12 protein-coding genes are annotated in these 16,908 nt (G+C 60.0%); 5 read left to right on the forward strand and 7 right to left on the reverse strand.

Features of this window, described 5'->3' with window-relative positions:
• Positions 1-10: 10 nt before the first annotated feature.
• The 4 genes from V1T76_RS19935 (at position 11) to iolB (ending at position 5,707) form a co-directional block, all read left to right on the forward strand.
• Positions 11-1,969 carry a bifunctional 5-dehydro-2-deoxygluconokinase/5-dehydro-2-deoxyphosphogluconate aldolase gene (locus V1T76_RS19935; RefSeq protein WP_330562417.1) on the forward strand — a complete coding sequence of 653 codons (1,959 nt, stop codon included), beginning with the start codon at positions 11-13 and terminating at the stop codon, positions 1,967-1,969.
• Positions 1,966-3,807: a 3D-(3,5/4)-trihydroxycyclohexane-1,2-dione acylhydrolase (decyclizing) gene (gene iolD, locus V1T76_RS19940; protein WP_330562418.1), complete on the forward strand. Its 1,842-nt coding sequence runs from the start codon at positions 1,966-1,968 to the stop codon at positions 3,805-3,807. Before V1T76_RS19935 ends, iolD begins: the two co-directional genes overlap by 4 nt.
• A 203-nt stretch (positions 3,808-4,010) precedes the next feature.
• Positions 4,011-4,907, forward strand: a complete 897-nt coding sequence (gene iolE, locus V1T76_RS19945; protein ID WP_330562419.1) for a myo-inosose-2 dehydratase — start codon at positions 4,011-4,013, stop codon at positions 4,905-4,907.
• Positions 4,904-5,707, forward strand: a complete 804-nt coding sequence (gene iolB / locus V1T76_RS19950) for a 5-deoxy-glucuronate isomerase (protein WP_330562420.1) — start codon at positions 4,904-4,906, stop codon at positions 5,705-5,707. Before iolE ends, iolB begins: the two co-directional genes overlap by 4 nt.
• Positions 5,708-5,950: 243 nt before the next feature.
• On the opposite strand, the gene V1T76_RS19955 is transcribed toward iolB, so the two are convergent.
• From V1T76_RS19955 to V1T76_RS19985, 7 genes are all read right to left on the reverse strand, one after another.
• On the reverse strand, positions 5,951-8,371 hold the full coding sequence (locus V1T76_RS19955; protein ID WP_330562421.1) for a methyl-accepting chemotaxis protein: 2,421 nt from the start codon (positions 8,369-8,371) through the stop codon (positions 5,951-5,953).
• A gap of 356 nt (positions 8,372-8,727) precedes the next feature.
• Entirely contained in the window at positions 8,728-9,636 is a 909-nt protein-coding gene (locus tag V1T76_RS19960) for a sugar kinase (RefSeq protein WP_330562422.1), read from the reverse strand.
• A gap of 193 nt (positions 9,637-9,829) precedes the next feature.
• Complete coding sequence (locus V1T76_RS19965) at positions 9,830-10,651, reverse strand: carbohydrate ABC transporter permease (protein WP_330562423.1); 822 nt, start codon at positions 10,649-10,651, stop codon at positions 9,830-9,832.
• Positions 10,648-11,538, reverse strand: a complete 891-nt coding sequence (locus V1T76_RS19970) for a carbohydrate ABC transporter permease (RefSeq protein WP_330562424.1) — start codon at positions 11,536-11,538, stop codon at positions 10,648-10,650. Before V1T76_RS19970 ends, V1T76_RS19965 begins: the two co-directional genes overlap by 4 nt.
• A 121-nt stretch (positions 11,539-11,659) precedes the next feature.
• Positions 11,660-12,943: an ABC transporter substrate-binding protein gene (locus V1T76_RS19975; RefSeq protein WP_330562425.1), complete on the reverse strand. Its 1,284-nt coding sequence runs from the start codon at positions 12,941-12,943 to the stop codon at positions 11,660-11,662.
• A gap of 65 nt (positions 12,944-13,008) precedes the next feature.
• Positions 13,009-14,097 (reverse strand): ABC transporter ATP-binding protein, encoded by a 1,089-nt coding sequence (locus V1T76_RS19980; protein ID WP_330562426.1) that lies wholly within the window; start codon positions 14,095-14,097, stop codon positions 13,009-13,011.
• Complete coding sequence (locus V1T76_RS19985) at positions 14,094-14,900, reverse strand: DeoR/GlpR family DNA-binding transcription regulator (RefSeq protein WP_330562427.1); 807 nt, start codon at positions 14,898-14,900, stop codon at positions 14,094-14,096. The genes V1T76_RS19980 and V1T76_RS19985 overlap by 4 nt, the downstream gene beginning before the upstream one ends.
• Before the next feature lie 479 nt (positions 14,901-15,379).
• Here V1T76_RS19985 and V1T76_RS19990 point away from each other — a divergent pair, with 479 nt between their 5' ends.
• On the forward strand, positions 15,380-16,882 hold the full coding sequence (locus tag V1T76_RS19990; RefSeq protein WP_330562428.1) for an alkaline phosphatase: 1,503 nt from the start codon (positions 15,380-15,382) through the stop codon (positions 16,880-16,882).
• Positions 16,883-16,908: the final 26 nt, after the last annotated feature.

Raw genomic sequence — 16,908 nt, forward strand, 5'->3', positions numbered from 1 at the left:
GAATGTGCACGTGAAGAAACTCGATGTCATCACGATAGGCCGTTCATCGGTCGACCTTTACGGAGCCCAGGCGGGCGGCCGTCTGGAGGACATGGCGTCCTTCAACAAGTATATCGGCGGCTCGCCCACCAACATGGCCTGCGGCACGGCTCGGCTCGGCCTGAAGTCCGCGCTGATCACCCGTGTCGGCGATGAACACATGGGCCGTTTCATCCGCGAGGAACTGGAACGGCACGGCGTCGACACACAAGGCGTGATCACCGACAAGGAGCGGCTGACCGCTCTCGTCCTGCTCGGCATCCGTGACCAGGAACAGTTCCCGCTGATCTTCTACCGCGAGAATTGTGCCGACATGGCACTTGTCGAAGATGACATCGACCCCGCGTTCATCGCCTCGGCCAGGGCCGTTGTCGCCACAGGCACACACCTCAGCCACCCGCAGACAGAAGCCGCCGTTCTTAAAGCCTTGAGGCTTGCCCGCGAAAGCGGCAGCCGCACCGCGCTCGACATCGACTACCGCCCCAACCTGTGGGGCCTGTCCGGTCACGGCGACGGCGAGAACCGCTTCATCGCCTCCGACAAGGTCACCGAAAAGCTGCAATCGACCTTGCATCTGTTTGATCTGATCGTCGGCACGGAAGAAGAGTTCCACATTGCCGGCGGCACCACGGATACGCTCGAGGCGCTGCGCAATGTGCGCAAGGTCTCCGGTGCGACGCTCGTCTGCAAGCGCGGGCCGATGGGCGCGACCGCCTTTGAAGGCGCTATTCCCGACAGCCTCGACGACGGCATTTCCGGCCCGGGCTTCCCGATTGAGGTGTTCAACGTTCTTGGCGCCGGCGACGGCTTCATGTCCGGCCTGCTGAAAGGCTGGATCACAGGTGAAGACTGGGTCACGGCCCTGACCTATGCCAACGCCTGCGGTGCCTTCGCGGTGTCCCGGCACGGCTGCACGCCGGCCTATCCGAGTTGGGAGGAACTGCAGTTCTTCCTGAAACGGGGCGTGAACGACAAGGCACTGCGCAAGGACCCGGAACTGGAGCAGATCCACTGGTCCACCAACCGGCACCGGCTGCACGGTGGCGACTGGTCGACCATGCGTGTCTTTGCCTTCGACCACCGCATCCAGCTGGAACAGATGGCCGATGCGGCCAATGCCGGTCACGAGCGGATCGGATCGTTCAAGAAACTCTGCCTCGACGCAGCCCTTGCGGTTGCGGACGGTCAGCCGGGCTATGGCATCCTGTGCGACAGCCGGCATGGCCGCGAGGCGCTTTATCGGGCCGCCGGAACCGGACTTTGGATCGGTCATCCGGTGGAGTGGCCTGCCTCCCGGCCACTGACCCTGGAACCGGAAATCGGTCCGGATTTCGGCGGCCTGGCCGAATGGCCGGCAGAGCATGTCGTCAAGGTGCTCTGCTTCTATCATCCGCACGACACCGACGCGATGAAGGCCGAGCAGGAAGATGTCCTGAAGCGACTGTTTGCCGCTTGCCGCCGCAACCGTCTGGAAATGCTGCTGGAGGTCATCCCCTCCAAGGTCGGCCCGGTGGATGCGGATACGACCGCGGACATCATCCGCCGCATCTACGACATCGGCATCTACCCGGACTGGTGGAAACTGGAACCGATGACGTCGTCAGAAGCCTGGTCAAAAGCCTGCGCGGCAATATCCGACAACGACCCTCACACCCGCGGCATCGTGGTGCTGGGCCTTGATGCGCCTGAAGAAGAACTCGCCGCCAGCTTTGCCGAGGCAGCCCGCTTCCCGCTGGTCAAGGGTTTTGCCGTCGGCCGGACGATTTTTGCCGAAGCCGCCCGGAAATGGCTCGCGGGTGAATTGACAGACGAAGCGGCCATCGCCGACATGGTGAGCCGCTTCGACCGCCTGTGCCACATCTGGGACACCGCCCGCGCAGAAGCCGGACTTGAGGCGAACGAAAACGAACTTCGAGGAATTTCCGCATGAGCACGATCCGTCTGACAGCCGCCCAGGCGATGGTCCGATATCTTTCGGCGCAAATGACCGAGGACGGCGAGCGTTTCATCGATGGCGTCTGGGCGATCTTCGGCCACGGCAATGTCGCCGGTTTGGGCGAGGCGCTGGAGCAGGCCGGCAACGCCCTGCCGACCTGGCGCGGCCAGAACGAACAGACGATGGCGCACACCGCCATCGCCTATGCCAAGGCCAAGAAGCGGACACGCGCAATGGCCGTAACCTCTTCCATCGGTCCCGGCGCCACCAACATGGTGACCGCCGCCGCCCTTGCCCATGTCAACCGCCTGCCGGTGCTGCTGATCCCGGGCGATGTCTTCGCCAATCGCGCACCGGACCCGGTGCTGCAGCAGGTGGAGGACTTCGACGACGGCACGGTTTCGGCCAATGACTGCTTCCGTCCCGTCTCACGCTATTTCGACCGGATCAGCCGCCCCGAACATCTGCTGACGGCACTGCCCCGGGCCTTCCGGGTGATGACGGACCCGGCCAACTGCGGCCCTGTCACCCTCGCCTTTTGCCAGGACACCCAGGCAGAAGCGTTCGACTATCCGGCAAGCTTCTTCGAACCCAAGGTCTGGCGCATTCGCAGGCCGGAACCGGACAGCCGGGATGTTGCCGATGTCACCGCACTCATCAAGGCTGCGAAAAACCCTGTCCTCGTCTGCGGCGGCGGTGTGATCTATTCGCAGGCCGAACAGAGCCTTGGCGAGTTTGCGACGAAACACGGCATTCCGGTGATCGAGACCCAGGCCGGCAAATCGGCACTGGCCCAGTCGCACCCGATGAACTTCGGCACTGCCGGTGTCGATGGCTCGGCCTGTGCCAACGAGATTGCGGAAACCGCCGATCTCGTCATCGGTGTCGGCACCCGTTTTCAGGACTTCACCACCGGTTCCTGGGCTCTCTTCAAGGAGCCCGGCCGCAAGCTGGTGTCGATCAACGTTCAAAGCTACGACGCGCTGAAGCACGGTGCCATGGGCCTGGTCGGCGATGCCAAAGTGGCCCTGGAGAAGATCTCCGCCGCGCTCGGCGACGAGAAGAAGTCTGCTTTCGATCCGCAGTCCCGTCTCGACTGGCTGTCCAGGGTCGACGCCCATTGCAGCGCCCGCACCAACGTGCCCGCAGACTACCTGCCGCTGGATGCGGAGGTGATCGGCGCGGTTCAGCGGACCTCATCGGAAAAGACCATCGCCATGTGCGCTGCCGGCACCATGCCCGGTGCGCTGAAGCTCCTATGGCAGGCGCCGCAGGGCGGCTATCACATGGAATACGGCTATTCCTGCATGGGCTACGAGATTGCAGGCGCCATGGGCGTCAAACTGGCCCAGCCGGAGCGGGATGTTGTCTGTTTCCTCGGCGACGGCTCCTACATGATGGCCAATTCGGAGCTCGCGACCGCCGTCATGCGGCGGGTGCCGTTCACCGTGGTCCTGACCGACAACCGCGGTTACGGCTGCATCAACCGGCTGCAGATGGGCACCGGCGGCAACCAGTTCAACAACCTCTATCAGTACTGCAACGTCGAAGCCCAGCCGGACATCGACTTTGTCGCCCACGCAGCCGCCATGGGCGCCCATGCAGTGAAGGCAAAGGACATTGCCGACCTGGAAACACAGATCCTTGCCTCCAAGGACAGGGCCATTCCAACGGTGATCGTCATCGACACGGACCCGATGCACGGGCCGGGCGAAAACGGCGGCGGCCACTGGTGGGATGTTGCCGTTCCCGAAGTTTCGCAGCGCGCCGAAGTCAGGCAGGCCCGTGAAGGCTATGTCGACGCGCTGAAGCACCAGAACCTTGTCGATTGAGGGAGAGGCATCGCAGCACACCGACCTCCTTTCCCAAAGCCTCATCCTGAGGAGGACCGTCAGGTCCGTCTCGAAGGATGGGCGGCAAATTCCGAACAAGCGGCCCATCCTTCGAGACAGCGCCGAGGCGCTTCCTCAGGATGAGGTCGGAAAAAACAGATATCGAACCCAACACTCCGCCTCGGCGGACAAGGACAACAGCCATGATCCTTTACGGCACCAACCCGATTGCCTGGGCCAACGATGACGACCAGACCCTTGGCGCACATATTCCGACCGAACAGATCCTGACGGAAGCTTCCGAAATCGGCTTCGACGGCATCGAAAACGGCCATCGCTGGCCGAACGATCCGGAAGAGCTGAAACAGCTCCTCGGCAGCCATGGGCTCAAGTTCATTTCCGGCTGGTATTCGCTCAACCTGCTGGCCCAGTCGGTCGAGGACGAAAAGAAGGCAATCCAGCCGCATCTGGACAAGCTGAAGCACAATGGCTGCAAGGTCTGCATTGTCTGCGAAACCTCCAACACCATTCAGGGCTCCCAGACCGACATCAACACCAGCCCGGTTCTGACCGCCGACGAAATGAAAGCCTTCGGCACCAAGATCGAGGAACTTGCGACCTTCTGCGCAAGCCAGGGCATCGACCTTGTCTACCACCACCACATGGGCACCGTTGTCGAGACGCCGGAAGAAATCGACGCCTTCATGGACGCCACCGGCCCGGCAACCAAACTGCTGTTCGATGCCGGCCACTGCTATTTCGGCAGCAACGGCCAGGATCCAGCCCCGGTGCTGGAAAAACACGCCGCCCGCGTGAAGCATTTCCACGCCAAGAACGTGCGTCCGGCCGTGATGAAGGAAATCCGTGAGAACAAGAAGTCCTTCATGGACGGCGTGCGCGCAGGTGTCTTCACCGTGCCGGGCGACGAGGAAGGCGGCGTTGATTTCAAGCCTCTTCTCAAGATCCTGAAGGACACCGGCTATAAAGGCTGGATCGTGATCGAGGCAGAACAGGACCCGGATGTGCGCAATCCGTTCCAGTATCAGAGCCTCGGCCTGAAGACCCTCAAGCAACTCGCAAAGGAAGTGGATTTGACATGAGCCATCTTCTCGTCAAGCCGTCCGGCACCTCCGGCAAGGTGCACGACATCACGCCGGAAAGCGCCAGGTGGGGCTATGTCGGCTTCGGTCTCTACCATCTGGAAGCGGGGCAATCGGCATCTGAAGACACCGGCGACAAGGAAGTCATCCTCGTCCTCGTGGAAGGCAAGGCCTCGATTTCCGCCGGCGATGAAGACTTTGGTGAACTCGGCGACCGGATGAGCGTGTTCGAGCGCAAGAAGCCTCATTGCGTCTATGTGCCCAACGGCAGCAACTGGTCCGCAAAGGCGACAACGGACTGCGTCCTGGCGGTCTGCACCGCCCCCGGCAAGGGCAACTACAAGGCCCGTGTCATCACCGATATCGGCCAGGTGGAGCGCGGCAAGGGCGCCAACACCCGCTACATCCATCCGATCGCGATGGAAGAAAGCGATATCGCCGACAGCCTGCTGGTGACGGAAGTCTATACGCCCCAGGGCAACTGGTCGTCCTATCCCCCACACCGGCACGACGAAGACAATTTTCCGGACATGACCTATCTGGAAGAGACCTACTACCACCGCCTCAACCCGAAACAGGGTTTCGGCTTCCAGCGCGTCTTCACCGAAGACGGCGAACTGGACGAGACGATGGCTGTTTCCGATGGCGACGTGGTGCTGGTTCCCAAGGGCCACCACCCCTGCGGCGCGCCCTATGGCTACGAGATGTATTATCTCAACGTCATGGCCGGCCCCTTGCGCAAGTGGCGCTTCCAGAACCATCCGGACCATGACTGGATCGCCCAGCGGGACGCAGGATAGGGTCAAGTCGCAGGCATTGAGCAAGCGGCTGATCCTTCAAGACGGGCCCATGCCCCTCCTCAGGAGGAGGATTGCACGCAGTGAAGACAGCACAGATCGACGCCACCCGGCGCCCTTTTTTTCGCTCACAACCGTCATCCCGGACGCAGCGAAGCGGAGACCCGGGATCGGAGAGCCGCGGAACGTCGTCAACAAAAAGGGCGCCATGACAGGCGCCCTTTCTCGTCTTTTGAGACTTCCGTCTTATGCGGCGACGAGGATGTGATTGTCCGAGAGCTTCTCAGCGAACTCGACGCCGCATCCTGCTCCGGTCTGCCGCACGACCTTGGCTTGCAGCACCGTGCCATCCAGGAACTCCAGCGTCAGCCGTTCGCCCTTCGGCAGATCGGTGACATTCAGGATCTGGGCACCCGTGATGCTGACATCGACCAGTTGAGCGGTGCGCTTGTGGCCGTTGGTGAGGGTAAGGGTGACATCTTCGGAGATCGCCTTGCGTGTTGCTCGCCTGCGGTCCTCAACGTCCCTGGTGACATCGGCAAGAAATTTCTCGACTTCCCGCGCCAGGCTGGAGCTCGCTTCCGAAACCAGATCAGACGCCGTGCTGACAGATCCGGCTTCCGTGGACGTCTGTTCAACGGCACCGGAAACCGAAGACATGCTGCTGGCGGCGTTGCCGGTGCTGTCGCTGGCCGAGCGCGCTGAGCGCGCGATTTCCTGGTTTGCCGCCCGCTGTTCCTCAATGGCCCCGGCCACGGAACTGGTCAGGTTCCTGATGTCGGACACTTTGTCGGCGATATGCTCGATAGCCCCGGCTGCATCGCGGACCGAAGTCTGGATACCTGAAATCCGGCCGGAAATTTCGTCCGTTGCCTTGGAAGTCTGTTCCGCAAGCTGCTTGACTTCCGACGCCACGACCGCAAACCCGCGACCGGCTTCACCTGCACGGGCCGCTTCAATGGTGGCGTTCAGCGCCAGGAGGTTGGTCTGTTCCGCAATGTCGCGAATGAGATTGACCACACTGCCGATATGTTCGGCGGCTTCCGAAAGCGTCTGCACATTCCGGTTCGTCTCTTCCGCCGCAGTCACGGTTTCCAGAACGATACGGGTTGTGGCTTCGGTCTGGTTGGCGATTTCCTGAACGGTGGCCGTCATTTCTTCCGTGGCGGCTGCAACGGCAGCAACGTTTTCAGATGCGCTGACGGAGGCCTGTCCTGCGTGGTCAGACTCAGTTTTGGCATTGATCGCGAGATCTTCCAGCGTTGAGGCAGCTCCGCGCATGCGTTCCATCTGCTCTGATACGGTTGTCAGACGGCTGGACATGATCGACTTGAAATCATTGATCACCCCTTCCAGAAAGGCCTGACGCTGACGTTCCTTGTCGCGCTCGTTTCGGGCCTGTTCTTCAAGATGCCGCCGCTGAATGGCGTTTTCCTTGAACACTGCGACGGCCTTGAACATGTCGCCGATCTCGTCGCCACGCTTGGCGTCATCGGTCTCGACACGCGTATCGCCACCGGCAAGCCGGTTCATGGCGTCGACAACCTTGCCGATGGGTTTCGTGATGGTGCGTGCCGCGAAGAAAGCGACTGCGCCGGCAACGACGATCAGAACGAGCCCTGTCACCAGCATGCGGTTTCGCATGGTCGTTACCGGTGCAACGGCCTCTTCGTATGTCTCCATGGCAACGATCACGAAGTTCTTGTCATGGAACGCAAATCTGATCGCATCGGCTTCCATGGGAGCGTCGCTGAAAAACGAGCCTATCCCGAAGGCTTCCCCGGAAGCGAAGGCCTCGTCGACAATGGAGTTGTCGACCTTGGTGACAAGAATATCGTTATCTTCAGACGTAAATTCGGAATTGTTCCGCATCAACCGGTCTTCGCCGATCAGGACAAGGTCCCCTGTCTGACCAAGGCCGAGCTTGTGGCTCAGGAGCGCATCGATTTTTCCGACCGGCATTTGATACGCAAGCACGCCTACCGTCTCACCGTCAACGCGAACAGGGCGTGCGATAAAACTGGCGGGCGCATCAAGACTGGGCGCGTAAGGCGCAAAATCCTCGAAAGCGACTTGCTCGTGCTCCGTGATCGTCATCGCCTTGCGATAGACTTCACCAAGGTCGGTACCGGCCCACTTGCCTCCGCCGGTATTGAAGTTGGTCGCGAAGTCCAGTTCCTTGAACACCGAATAAACAAGGTTGCCCTCGTTATCGAACAGGAAGACATCGTAATATTCGTTATCCTCTTGAAGTTGCCGGAACCAGGGGTGGTATCTTGCATGCACCTCATCGTAATCGGTGCCGTTTTCAGCCTTTTCGAGGAGATGTTTTTCACCATTCGGGTGCGGGTTGTCGGTAATATAGGCTTTCTGCAGAACCGGTCCCGGCTCGGTGCCGGACTGCTCTAGATTACCCCAGGCCAACGAAAATTCCCGAACGGCTTTTGCGGTTCCAGGATGCTCAGCAACGAGCCTGAGATCCCGCTCGATCACCTCCAGATAATCGAGCGTTTCCTGCTTCGATATCTCGGCAGCCGCCATGAGACGTTCTCTCGTCAGCTTTTTGACACTTGCTGCAGACGTCACGTAGCTGGAAACACCGATACCGATGCCGACCACCGCAGCAGCGCCCAATACAAGCGCCGGGATCTTTTTCGACAAACGCATGCCTGAGAACATTCGTCCCCCTCTGATGGCCATTTCGCCAACAACCAAAATCAGACGCAGGGTAAGAACGAGGAACGAACGATTTACTAACTTCACCGCCCGAAGTTATCTTCCGACAAATAAAGCAGCAAGAATTCGGAAAAGAAGTCAGGAGGTACTGTCAATAATCACAATACCTCTATTTTGGATAGAGAGTTTGTTCTTGAAACACTCAGTCTTCAGCCGAATCACTTCACCCTATCCGTAAGGCATGACGCCATAAATGAAGACCGAAAGGACATCAGGACGGGTCTTCAGAGCGGGTTTTATGCCCGCTCAAGCATGCAGACGACAGGCTGTTAAACCATTTTCATGTGCTAGGCGGGTTCAAGACACGCAACCAGAGCACCACGGTGCTGGATCACGTTGCCTGCGAGATTCGCGCCTGCATCAACGCTTTCCGCAAGGCTGCCACCGCAAAGATATTTCGCCAGAAAGGCAGCATTGAAACTGTCGCCGGCGGCTGTCGTGTCAACGATGTTCGAAACCGGCGCGGGCTGAAAAGCCTGCCGCGACCCCGCGTCCGCGCAGATCACCTGTTCAGGGCCGTTCTTGACCACGACCATGCCGGCGCCGGCAGCCAGATAACGGTCGGCGCTGACGTCCGGTGTCGCGTCGCCGAAATGGGACAACTCGTCCTCGAAGGACGGCATCAGGAAATCGCAACAGCCGGCAGCTTCCGTGACGCTTGCCCGCATCGTGTCCGCGTCCTCCCAAAGCCGAGGGCGCAGGTTCGGGTCGAACGCTGTCTTGGCACCGGCCTTGCGGGCGGCCCTCAGCCCTTCCAGGAAAGCCCTGCGGTCGTCCGGCGGCAGAATGGCAAGGGTAATGCCGCTGAAATAGATCAGCCCCGCCCCGGCAAACGCCGACGCCAGGTGGTCCTTGTCGGTTGCCAGGCATCGGGCCGCTGACTGGGAACGCCAGTAGGCAAAGCTGCGTTCGCCATCTTTCAACTGGATCATGTAGAGACCGACAGTCCGGTCGCCCCGCTTCTGGATGGCGGATGTCTCCAGATCGGATGCCTTCAGGAAAGACAGCATCTCTTCCGACACCTGATCGCGGCCGACCGCGGTGTAGTAACCGACAGTCCAGTCGGCGGGCAGGCATTTGCGCGCATACCAGGCGGTGTTCAGAGTATCGCCAGCAAACCCCATGGCGTAAGTGCCCTCGCCCGTTGGCGCCATCTCGACCATACATTCGCCAACGGCAAGGAATTTGAGTGACACGGCGGGCTCCTGGGGCTTTGGGAATCGGAAAAACTAAAGATGAAAATCCCGCAGAAATCCGGGATTTAAATGCATTAGCATAAAAGCCCCTGCCAGAAAAAGTGCCTAACGGCCAATGACTTGAGCCAAAGCGGTTTGGCCATCCGGGCGAAGGTCATCCATCCCCCGCTTTCCGCCGTTTCCCAAATTTAATTTATTTGATGCCCGCACGCATGAAGCTCTGGACAAACTGACGCTGGAACAGAAGAAAGGCGATCAGCAGCGGGCCGGAAGTCATCAGCGTGGCAGCATTGATGACCGACCATTCCACCCCGCTGTCAATCGCCGAGAAGATGCTGAGACCGACAGTGACCGGGCGGGTGTCCACCGAGTTGGTCACGATCAGCGGCCACAGGAAATTGTTCCAGTGGTGGCTGACGGAGACGAGCCCATAGGCAAGATAGGTCGGCTTTGCCAGCGGAATATAGACCCGCCACAACACACCCAGAACCGACGCGCCCTCTATGCGGGCTGCCTCGTCCAGTTCCTTCGGTATCGTCATGAAGGTTTGCCGCAGCAGGAAGATGCCGAAGCCGGACGCGACATAGGGCAGCGCGATCGCAGGGATGGTATCCACCAGATTGAGCAGGCGCATGGTCTGATAGTTTTCCACCATCAGGATGTCGGGCATCACCAGAAGCTGCAGCAGAACCAGGGTGAAGAGGAGATTGCGCCCGGGAAACTGGAACCGGGCGAAGGCAAAGGCGGCCAGTGTGCCGAGGAAAAACTGCCCGGCAAGGATCAGCGACACCAGCAGGAAGGTGTTCAGGAAATAACGCGCGAAAGGGGCCGCATCCCAGGCCTTGGCGAAATTGTCCAGCGTCAGAGGAGCCAGAAGCTCGAACCGGGCCTCGTAGGTTGCCGGATGAAAGGCGGTCCACACGGCATAGGCCAGCGGCAACACCCAAAGCAGCGCCAATGCCCAGGCAGCAAAAGTGTTGAGTAACCTGTCGAGGGAGTAGCCGGTGCCGTTCATTTGTAATGCACCTTGCGGTCGAAGAAGAAGAACTGGCCGATGGCGAGCAGCGACAGAAGCACCAGCAGAGCAACGGTCAGCGTCGCGCCATAGGCGGTTTCCCAGAAGCGGAACGCGACCTCGTAGATGTAGAACAGCAGCAGCGCCGACGCGTTGTCGGGCCCGCCGTCCGTCAGAATGAAGATATGGTCGACCAGGCGGAAGGAATTGATGACTGCATTGACGCAGACGAACAGCGTCGTCGGCATCAGAAGCGGAAAGGTGATGCGCCAGAATACAGTCCAGCGCCCGGCGCCCTCGATCTGCGCGGCTTCCTTCAGCGTGACCGGGATCGCCTGTAATGCTGCCAGATAGAAGATCATGAAGAACCCGGCTTCCTTCCAGACCGTCACCACGATGATGGCGTTGAGCGCGGTGTCCGGGTTGCCGAGATAATTGCTGGCCGGCCAGCCGAACAGGGTACCGGTGATCTGGTCGACCAGACCGAACCCGGGCGTATAGAAGAACAGCCAGATGTTGGCGACGGCGATCAGCGGCAGAACGGTCGGCGTGAAATAGGCCATGCGCACGAAGCTTCTGCCTGCCAGCTTGTCGTTGACCCAGAGCGCCATGACGATGGCCAGTCCCACGGACGCGGGAATGGTGCCGAAGGCAAACCAGACGTTGTTCCACAGCACTTTCCAGAACACGGGGTCATCCAACATGCGCTCATAGTTGGAAAGGCCGATGAACTTGGCCGGGCGGCGTCCGCGCGGCGTGGAAAAGAAGCTGTTAAGGAACGTCGTCACGGCGGGGATGTGGGTAAAGGCGAACAGGAACACCATTGCCGGCAGCAACAGCAGCCAGCCGTGTATCCAGTCGCGTTTCAAGGCAAAGCCCCGCTTCATGATCTAGGCTCCGATAAGGACAAAAAGACCGGCCTGAGACACCTTTCGGTGAGGACGGTGAAAGGTCTGGGGAACGGGACGGAACACCGGAGTGGGACCCGGTGCTCCGCCCCGAATGGCGTTAGCGGTATTCGCTCAGGATCTCGTCGGCCTGCGCCTGAGCTTCCTTAAGCGCCGTTTCGGCGTCCTTCTGGCCGGTGATGGCAGCCGCAAGCGCATCGTTGAAGATGCCCGTCACGCGCTGGTTCTGGTATGTCGCCAGCTCAGCCTTGGCGAATTCAAGCTGGTCGCGCGCAACCAGAACAGCCGGGAAGTCGGCCGCATAGGCCTTCATCGTATCGGTTTCCCAGGTTTCGGCGCGCGGAGCGACGTAACCGGTTGCAATGGTCCATTTCGCGGACTGTTCCGGAGCTGTGATCCACTGCACGAATTTGACGGCGGCCTTGTTCTGTTCATCGGAAGCTCCCTTGAACAGGTAGAAGTTGCCACCGCCTGTCGGTGCACCGCGCTGCACCTTTTCCGGCAGCATGGCAACACCGAACTTGAACGGAGCATTGTCACGCACGTTGGTCAGGTTGCCGGTGGAGGTCCACATCATGGCCGTCTGGCCTTCGAAGAAGGCTTTCGGCGTCGCACCCCATTCGATGATGCCCGGAGCCATCACTTCGTATTTGGTGCTCAGATCGACCATGTACTGAAGGGCCTCAACCACTTTCGGATCGTCGAAATTGGTCTGGTTGCCCTCCGCATTGGCCAGGGTTGCGCCGTTTTCGATGGCAAGGCCCTGGAACAGCCAATACGGGAAACCGGAAGACGGAATACGCACACCCCACTGGGTGACATTACCGCTGTCGTCTTTCCTGGTCAGCTTCTTGCCGAACTCGACCATTTTGTCCCAGGTTGCCGGAGCGACTTCCGGATCGAGACCGGCCGCCTCGAAGGCTTCCTTGTTCCAGTAGAGCACCGGCGTGGAGCGCTGGAAGGGGATGCCGTAGGTCTTGCCGCCGGTCTGGCTGTTTTCCATGAACGCCGGATAGAAGCCCTCGAGCCATTTCTTGTCTTCGTCGCTGGTCAGATAGTCGTCGAAGGGTTGGATCAGGTCTTCATCGATCAGGGTGAACATGTCGGCAGACAGGATCACCGAAAGCTGGGGCGGGTTGCCGCCGCGCGAAGCGGTGATGGCCTTGGCGACGGTGTCCTGATAGGAACCGGCATAAACGGCATCGATGGTCACATCCGGGTTCTGCGCAACATAGGCGTCAGTCAGTTCCTGGATGGTTTCAGCAGCCTTTCCGCCAACAGCGACCGGAAAATAGAATTGCAAGTCAACAGCATGAGCAGAGGCCCAGGTGCTGAAGGTAAGCGCCGTTGCGGCAACGGCTTTCAGGAAAGTGGACTTCAACATCAGTTTACTTCCTAAGGTTTGATAATCCGCAGGTCTGCGGTCGGTCTACGCGGGCGCGCAGCAGGTCAGGAGCGCAACAGGGCTCCAAACTCGGAGGTGAGATCGTCCCGGCGGCGGCCGGTATCAGCGTCGAAAACATGCAGCGCATCCGGCGAAAAGCCGAGCTGCACGGATTGACCGGGCGTGAAGGCCCGGTTCGCCGGAAGGCGCACCTGAAAACCGGTACCTGCAACCTCGCAATCGGCCAGCACGTCCGCGCCCAGATATTCGACGGCACGAACAGAAGCGTTCACCGGGCCACCGTCTTCCAGGTGCATGGCTTCCGGACGCAGGCCCAGCTTGAAGTCCGGTGCGGTGCACAGCTTGCGAAAAGCGTTGGCGGGAAAAAGGTTCATTGGCGGCGTACCGATGAAGCGGGCCGCAAAGGGCGTCGCCGGTTTTTCATAAAGATCCCGCGGGCTCGCAACCTGCTCCAGCCGGCCACCGTTCAAGAGCACAACCTGGTCGGCCATGGTGATGGCCTCGACCTGGTCATGGGTGACATAGACCATGGTGAAGCCGAGCTGCTGCTGCAGTGCGCGGATCTCCACGCGCATTTCATGGCGCAGCTTGGCATCGAGATTGGACAGCGGCTCGTCCATCAGGCAGATCGGCTTTTCACCGATGATTGCCCGCCCGAGCGCGACACGCTGCTGCTGCCCACCCGAAAGCTGCCCCGGCTTGCGCTCCAGCAACTGGCCAAGTCCCAGAAGATCGGCCACCCGTGCAAGACGCCGGTCCCGCTCGGCTCTCCCGACCCGGCGGACCTTGAGGCCGAAAATGATATTCTCGCCGACGTTCAGATGCGGAAACAGCGCATAGGACTGAAACACCATGGCGAGGTCGCGCTTGGCCGACGGGTGGCCGGTGACATCCTCTCCGCCGATCAGAATGCGTCCGCTGCTGACAGTCTCCAGCCCTGCGATCATCCGCAGCGTCGTCGACTTGCCGCAGCCCGACGGCCCCAGAAGCGCCGTAAACGAGCCTGCCGGAATATCGATCGACAGGCCATCGACGGCCACCGTCTCCCCCCAGGTACGCGACACCGTCTCAAGGACGATCGGCTTGCCGGCGCCAGAGGGTTTCGCACCCGGGATACGCGGATCTGATGTCACGCCTCATCCCCGTCGTCGGCCACGAACACTTCCGTTTTTGTGCCGTCCAGCGACGACAGGAAGACATCCGGCACCGGACAATCGGTAAAGACCGCATCCACTTCGCTGAGCTGGCCGCCACGCACATGGGCGTTCCGGCCGAACTTGCTGTGGTCCAGCACCAGAAAGGACTTGCGGCAATTGGCCAGGATGGACTGGCGCGCGGCCACTTCATCCTCATGGAAATCCAGCAACGTGCCGTCTTCATCTACCCCGGCGACACCGAAAATGCCGATATCGACCTTGTAGTTGGAGAAGAACGCCTGCGCTGCTGACCCCAGCACGTCGCGGTCACCATGGCGCAGACGGCCACCCGTGATCGTCACCTGAAACGACGGATTGACTGAAGCGGTGAAGGCAACGTTCAGATTGTTGGTGAAGACCGCCAGCTTCTCGTGCCCGACGAGCGCCTGCATCACGATCTCCGGCGTGGTGCCGATGGAAAAGGCGATCGACTGGTTGTTGCCCACATGTCCGGCGACCAGCTTCGCAATGAGCTGCTTTTCCGGAAGGTTCAGAATCTGCCGGGTGGAATAGTGGATGTTGGACGCCGGCGCGGGCGGCTCGACGCCGCCGTGGGTCCGGCGCAATATGCCAAGTTCGCAAAGACCGTTGACGTCCCGGCGGATCGTCTGCGTGGTTACCTCGAACCGGTCTGCCAATTCTTCGACGGACGCAAATCCCGCCTTTTGTACCAGATCCGCAATTTCGGCCTGACGCTTTGAAATATCTATTTGCCCAAGCATGTTCTTCTGATCCGCCATCGTCCCCTTTCCTTCCGCAGGCGCGGAAGGCCAGTATCTCCAAAGGCATCATGTTGACTCGAAAAAGTCTGACTTCGAAGCCCGTTAAAACATTTTCATATGAACCTTATTCGACGCTCATATGAAAATGATGTGACAGTAGGGGATCAGGTAGCGGGAGGAAACACGAGCAATGCCCAGCAACCGGGGGATGGTGCTCATATCCGCCGGATCGCGAAATATTCTTTTTCCGGGGTATTTGCCGCAACCGGTTCAGCGCCCCGTTAAACCGGTTATCCGGCAAAGGCCTGAACCATACAAACTTCAGTAAACACACCGCCGGACGAAAGATTAGACGGCTCTGGAGGAAGAGATCTGCTCGCACCGCGCAAGGTTATGTAATAAAATTACAAATCCATTTCGTCATCTAACTGTCAATCAAATGTCACGCAGCATTTTTATGTAGCTCACGGGAAAGATCCTCACCTCCGGGAGATAACATGAAAACCATCGTTTGCACTTCTCTGGCACTGGCCCTCACGGGTTCGGTTGCCTTTGCTCAGGACACCGTGCCGCAAGCCTCCAGCCAGTGGTACAAGGATGGCGAAGCCGCCATTCAGGCAATCCTGGACCGTCAGCCGAACACCAACCGCGCCAAGAACGTGATCCTGCTGATCGCGGACGGCAACGGCGTCGGCACCAACTACGCCACCCGCCTGTTCGACGGCCAGCAGAAGGGCATGCTGGGTGAGGAAAACGTTCTTCCTTACGAAACCCCAGAGTTCTACAGCGCTCTGGTCAAGACCTACAACATCAATGCCCAGACGCCGGATTCCGCTCCGACCGCCGGTTCGATGAACACAGGCGTGAAGCAGCGTTTCAACCTGATCAACCTCGGCGAAGAAGCAATCCATGACGATTGCTCCACGGTTGAAGGCAACGAACTTGCCCTGTTCTCCGAACTGATGACCGAAGCCGGCAAGTCTGTTGGCGTCGTCTCCACTGCCCGCCTGACCCACGCGACCCCGGCTGCAGTTTACGCCAAGACCGCGAACCGCAACTGGGAAGACGCCGTGCCGGAAGGCTGCACCGCGCAGAAGGACATCGCGACCCAGCTGATCGACGCCATGGAAGCCGGCACCATCGACTTCGCAATGGGCGGCGGCGGCCGTTACTTCCTGCCGAAGGACAAGGAAATGGGTGGTCTGGAGGGCCGCCGCGAAGACAATGTCGACCTGGTTGAGCGTGCCACCGGGCTGGGTGCCCAGTTCGCCACCGACACTGCCGGCTTCAAGTCGCTGAAGCTTGACGGCTCCAGCCCTGTGCTCGCGCTCTTCAACAGCAGCCACATGGAATATGAAGCCGATCGCGCCGAAGATGACGAGCCGTCCCTGGCCGAAATGACCAAGGCCGCCATCGAGTATCTGTCCAAGAACGAAGACGGCTACTACCTGGAAATCGAAGCCGGCCGCGTCGACCACGCCAACCATGACGGCAATGCAGCCCGTGCCATGCGCGACGGTGTTGCCTTTGCAGAAGCCGTTGCCATGGCTGACGAACTGACAAATGATGAAGACACGCTGATCATCGTCACCGCCGACCACGAACACGCGATCGCCTTCAACGGCTATTGCGGCCGCGGCTCTGCCATCCTCGGCCTTTGCTACGACGTTGCCCAGAAAGGCATCAAGCATTCCGACAAGGTGCTGACCGCAGACGACGGCAAGCCCTACACCGTGATTGGCTACCTGAACGGCACCGGTTCGGTTCTGAAGAAGGGCGAAGGCGAGAACGACTACACCGGCTCGCGCCCTGAACTGGACCAGGAAACCGCTACCGATCTGGACTATGTCCAGCAGGCCCTGATCCCGAAATCCTCCGAAACCCACTCGGGTGAAGATGTCGCGGTCTACGCAAAAGGCCCGTGGGCGCATCTGGTCGACGGCACCATCGAGCAGAACGTGATCTTCCACGTCATGAACCACGCCGTAAACGCCCAGTAAGCGAACGGCAGGTTTGCCGCCGGGCA

The sequence above is a fragment of the Roseibium sp. FZY0029 genome, from assembly GCF_036350355.1.
In the GTDB taxonomy this organism is placed as follows: Bacteria; Pseudomonadota; Alphaproteobacteria; order Rhizobiales; family Stappiaceae; genus Roseibium.